At 48.9% G+C, this 4,713-nt stretch carries 6 protein-coding genes; 1 reads left to right on the forward strand and 5 read right to left on the reverse strand.

Going from position 1 to position 4,713, the window contains the following annotated elements; all coding sequences use genetic code 11:
- Window positions 1–264: hypothetical protein (locus tag HMPREF3050_RS11720; protein WP_070774909.1), on the forward strand; the 264-nt coding region annotated here is incomplete at its 5' end.
- A 399-nt stretch (window positions 265–663) separates the two neighbouring features.
- Here the strand turns inward: HMPREF3050_RS11720 and HMPREF3050_RS11725 are convergent.
- The 5 genes from HMPREF3050_RS11725 to pheS form a co-directional block, all read right to left on the reverse strand.
- Entirely contained in the window at window positions 664–978 is a 315-nt protein-coding gene (locus HMPREF3050_RS11725) for a hypothetical protein (protein WP_070774910.1), read from the reverse strand.
- Window positions 962–1,264, reverse strand: a complete 303-nt coding sequence (locus HMPREF3050_RS11730; RefSeq protein WP_003675494.1) for an integration host factor subunit alpha — start codon at window positions 1,262–1,264, stop codon at window positions 962–964. The genes HMPREF3050_RS11725 and HMPREF3050_RS11730 overlap by 17 nt, the downstream gene beginning before the upstream one ends.
- A gap of 73 nt (window positions 1,265–1,337) precedes the next feature.
- The gene (gene pheT, locus HMPREF3050_RS11735) at window positions 1,338–3,701 is read right to left on the reverse strand and encodes a phenylalanine--tRNA ligase subunit beta (protein WP_070774911.1); all 2,364 of its coding nucleotides are present in this window, start codon (window positions 3,699–3,701) and stop codon (window positions 1,338–1,340) included.
- A gap of 138 nt (window positions 3,702–3,839) precedes the next feature.
- Window positions 3,840–4,145 (reverse strand): hypothetical protein, encoded by a 306-nt coding sequence (locus HMPREF3050_RS11740; protein WP_070774912.1) that lies wholly within the window; start codon window positions 4,143–4,145, stop codon window positions 3,840–3,842.
- A gap of 54 nt (window positions 4,146–4,199) precedes the next feature.
- Window positions 4,200–4,713: phenylalanine--tRNA ligase subunit alpha (gene pheS / locus HMPREF3050_RS11745; protein WP_070774913.1), on the reverse strand; the 514-nt coding region annotated here is incomplete at its 5' end.

The raw sequence follows: 4,713 nt of genomic DNA on the forward strand, positions 1-4,713 counted from the left end.
GCAGAATTAAATAAGCCATATTTCATAGAATTAAGAACTAAATATGCTGCTTATCCCGATTATTTCAGGGTGAAAATGGATCCTCCGAATTCGGGATTGACTGTACAGCCTACCAATATGTGGTATAACAAATTGAATATTTCTGGAACTCCACAGACCAAGCAGGATATTAAGATTGAAATATCTTATTATGTAAGAGGAGCAGTAGGCTGGTTTGAAAGTATGGATCAGAAAGAATTTTATCAGATAAAAGTCAAAGAATAAGTTAAGGTTACCTGAAGGTTTAGTTTAGACAGCTTTTCTCTAAGAAAGTATTGTTCATATTTCAAGAAAGCACTGTGTTATTTACATAACATGCGTAGTTTGAATTGGACACCTAACTTTCTCAAAGGTCGTCTGAAAGTTTTCAGACGACCTTTTTACTAATGGCAGTCGTCCTGTTTGATTGTTCATGCAACAGAAGAAACGGAAGATGATATAGTGGATTAACTTTAAACCAGTACGGCGTTGCCTCGCCTTAGCTCAAAGAGAACGATTCTCTAAGGTGCTGAACGTACTGGTTTAAAGTTAATCCACTATATTGTTAATCTTTTCATCATCAATAAAAAAACCAACCTCTCAAAGGTCGGTTTTCTTATTTTTCGCAGAAATACGAAATGGTGATTATGAATGCGCTTCCAAATCTGCCAAAATTTGATTCAGGCTATCCCTAACCTCTTCTGCCTTTGCAGCAGGATGACCGTTTACATCCAAAGAATCACGGCTGAAGCGGTCGACATAAGGCGCAAAGGTATCTTTCAGCTTCAGCAGTTTCACCACATCGGAACGGGTGTAACGATCGCCGCCGTAACCGACAACGATACCGTTCTCATGTTGCCACTGAGCAAATTGTGCCGGGCTGATTTGCACCAGTTCGCACATTTCGTCTAGCGAGAAATAACGTTTTGCAGGAATAACGGGATTAGCGTTGTTTGTCATAGTAATGCTCCACCATGCCTTTGAGTTTTTGGCTGGCATGGAAAGTGACTACGCGGCGGGCGGTAATCGGTACTTCTTCGCCGGTTTTCGGATTACGACCGGGACGTTGCGGTTTGTCGCGCAACTGAAAATTACCGAAACCGGAAATTTTGATTTCTTCGCCGCGTGCCAAAGTGCTGCGGATTTCTTCAAAAAAGAGTTCGACGATTTCTTTGGCATCGTTTTTGGTTACATTGCTGACTTTATCTACCAAAATATCGGCCAATTCGGCTTTAGTTAGTGTCATATTATTACCTTCTGTTGTAATAGGTGCAGATTATTACCAATTTCTATTTAAAATTCAAGCGAATATTTATTTTTTAGCTGCGAAGTTGCGCTCCCGCAGCAGTTGCCGCATCAATCAGTTTTCCGATAACCGGCTCGACTGTTTCATCCGTCAGCGTGTTTTCCATATCCTGCAAAATCACTTTGACCGCCATGCTCTTCATCCCTTCAGGCAGGCCCGTACCGCGATACACGTCAAATACGCTGATTTCCTGTACCAACTTGTTTGCCGCGCCTTTCAAGGCGGCCAACAAATCATCATGGGTCATGGTTTCAGGCATGACAAACGCCAAATCCCTGCGCACCGGCTGGAATTTCGATACTGCCTGATAACGCGTTTTTTCGCGTTCCAACACGGCGGCCATATCGATTTCAAATACCAGCGGCGCTTGCGGCAAGTCATATTTTTGCAGCCATTTCGGGTGCAATTCACCGACAAAGCCGATGACCTGGCCGTCTGAAACGATATTGGCGGCGCGGCCGGGATGCAGAGCGGGATGTTCGGTTTTGACGAACTCAACTGCTTTGTTTTTCAACAGATTTTCTACATCGGCCTTAATGTCGTAAAAATCCGCGTTGCGCGTTTTTTCGCCCCATTGTTCGGGCATCGCCGCGCCGTACCACAGGCCGCCGATGCGTTCGTTTTGTACAAACCGGCCGTCTGAACCTTTGCTGAACACGCGGGCAATTTCAAACACACGCACGCGGTTTTGTTTGCGGTTCAGATTGTTTTGCAGAATTTCCACCAAGCCGCCGATGAGCGTGGAACGCATCACGGCATACTGCGCCGCCAGCGGGTTTTGCAGGCGGATGGGGTTGGCGTTGTCGGCAAAGTCGAGTTCCCACTGCTCGTCAACGAAGGCATAGCTGACGACTTCGCGGTAGCCGCGCGCCGCCATTTCGTTATAAACGGCAAAACGCGGACGACGGGTTTCGGGCAGCGCCAGCATTTTCAGACGACCTGATGTGTAATCGTCGGGGATATTTTCATAGCCATAAACACGACCGATTTCTTCAATCAAATCGGCTTCGATTTCGATGTCGAAACGGAAGCTCGGCGCGGTAACGCGGAAGCCTTCCGCCGTTTTTTCAGGCTGCAGACCCAAGTGCTGCAAAATGGTTTTCACCTGTTCGGCAGGAATGTCCACGCCCAACACGGTTTTCAGACGACCCAAACGCAATTCAACCTGTTTGTTTTCAGGTAGCCTGCCCAACGCTTCCACCATTTCGCCTGCCGCGCCGCCGCAGATTTGCAAAACCAATTCGGTAGCGCGTTCGACAGCATCGGCCTGCAAACGGTAATCCACGCCGCGCTCAAAGCGGAACGACGAATCCGAACCAAAACCATATTGGCGCGATTTGCCGGCGATGATTTCAGGCACAAACCAAGCCGCTTCCAGCACGATATTTTGTGTGTCGTCTGAAACCGCACTTGCCGCGCCGCCCATCAGACCTGCCAAACTCAACGCGCCTTTTTCATCGGCTACTACCAGCGTGTTTTCAGATAGAGAGACAGTTTTCTCGTTCAGGCATTCCAGCGTTTCACCTTCGCGCGCGCGGCGGATGTGCAGGCTACCTGAAAGTTTGTCGGCATCAAAAACATGCATCGGCTGACCGATTTCCAGCATTACATAATTGCCAATGTCTACCAGCGCGGAAATACTGCGGATGCCGCTACGCTCCAAACGCTGCTTCATCCAATCCGGCGTAGCGGCGCGCGCGTTCACGTTTTCAATCACGCGGCTGATAAAGCGGCCACAATCGGCAGGCGCATCAATCTGCACGGGCTGTTTGCGGCTACCTGTGATTGGCGCGGCATGGATTGCAGGCTGCTTGAACGCGCAACCTGTCAGCGCGGACACTTCACGCGCAATGCCTTTGATGCTCAGGCAGTCGGCACGGTTCGGCGTGATTTTCAGCGTGAACACCGTATCGTCCAAATCCAGATATTCACGGATGTTTGCGCCGACGGGAGCGTCTTGCGGCAAAATGTGCAAGCCGTTCACGCCGTCGTCAGGCAGACCGAGTTCATCGGTGGAACACAACATCCCGTTCGACACCACGCCGCGCATCTTGGTCGGCTTGATTTTGAAATTGCCCGGCAACACCGCGCCCGGCAGCGAACACGGCACTTTGATGCCCGCTTTCACATTCGGCGCACCGCACACAATCTGTACCAACTCGCCCGTCCCCGCATCGACTTGGGTAACGTTCAAACGGTCGGCATCAGGATGTTTTTCAACGGATTTCACTTCAGCAATTACCACGCCTGTAAACGCAGGGGCGGCAGTCTCGGCCTCTTCCACTTCCAAGCCGGACATGGTTAACAAATGTTCCAGCTTATCGGCGGAAAGTTCGGTATCGGCTTGGATTTTCAGCCATGAGTAGGAGAATTGCATGTTATGTTCTCAATCAACTAATTAACTTTTGTTTTATCAGATTTTGTTTTCAGACGACCTGTTTGCTTGGGAGTGCAGGCTGCTTTTTAACTTTGTTAGGGCGGTTGCTTTCAGGTAGCCTTTTCAAACCTTAAGCAATCAAATCAATAAGATTGTTACGAACCACGCCAGCAAGGTATAGCCTAAGGTGACACTCACTGTAAACGCCACACGCTCCCAGTTTTTAAACCACGGCATCAACCAACTACCAATTGCAGTAGCAAAACAGGATACGACAAACGCGGCAAATCCGTAATTCGACCACCTTATTGCACCTTCCACATCGTCGCCGGTTAGAGTTTTCAAATCAGCCAACGCCAAAGAGCGGTTTTCGCAATAGATGGACAGCAGCCACAATGCAACAGCAAGTGCATAGCAGGCGGATGGAGCAATATAGCGTTTCATGATTTAGCTTTCTGCGGTGCAGGCTGCTTTTCCATGTTCAGGCAGCCTGCACAATCATTTTGCAAACTGCTTCAAGAAGTTCAAATCGTTATCAAAAAACAGTCGCAAATCATTCACGTTGTAACGCAACATGGCGAAACGGTCGAGGCCGATGCCGAAGGCGAAACCGGTGTATTTTTCGGGGTCGATATTCACGTTTTTCAACACGTTGGGATGCACCATGCCGCAGCCGCCAACTTCCAGCCATTTGCCGTTTTCGCCCATGATGTCAATTTCGGCGGACGGTTCGGTAAACGGGAAGAAAGACGGACGGAAACGTACTTGCAAATCATCGCGTTCGAAAAAACGGCGGATAAAGTCGGTAAACACGGCTTTCAAATCGGCGAAGGTTACGCCTTCTTCTACCCACAGACCTTCAGCTTGGTGGAACATGGGCGAGTGCGTTGCATCGCTATCCACACGATAAACGCGACCGGGGGCAATAATGCGGATAGGCGGCTCTTTTTTGTCGAGCATATAGCGGATTTGAATCGGGGAAGTGTGCGTGCGCAAAACATCGCCGTTTTCA

This window comes from Neisseria sp. HMSC065D04 (genome assembly GCF_001815675.1).
Classification (GTDB): domain Bacteria; phylum Pseudomonadota; class Gammaproteobacteria; order Burkholderiales; family Neisseriaceae; genus Neisseria.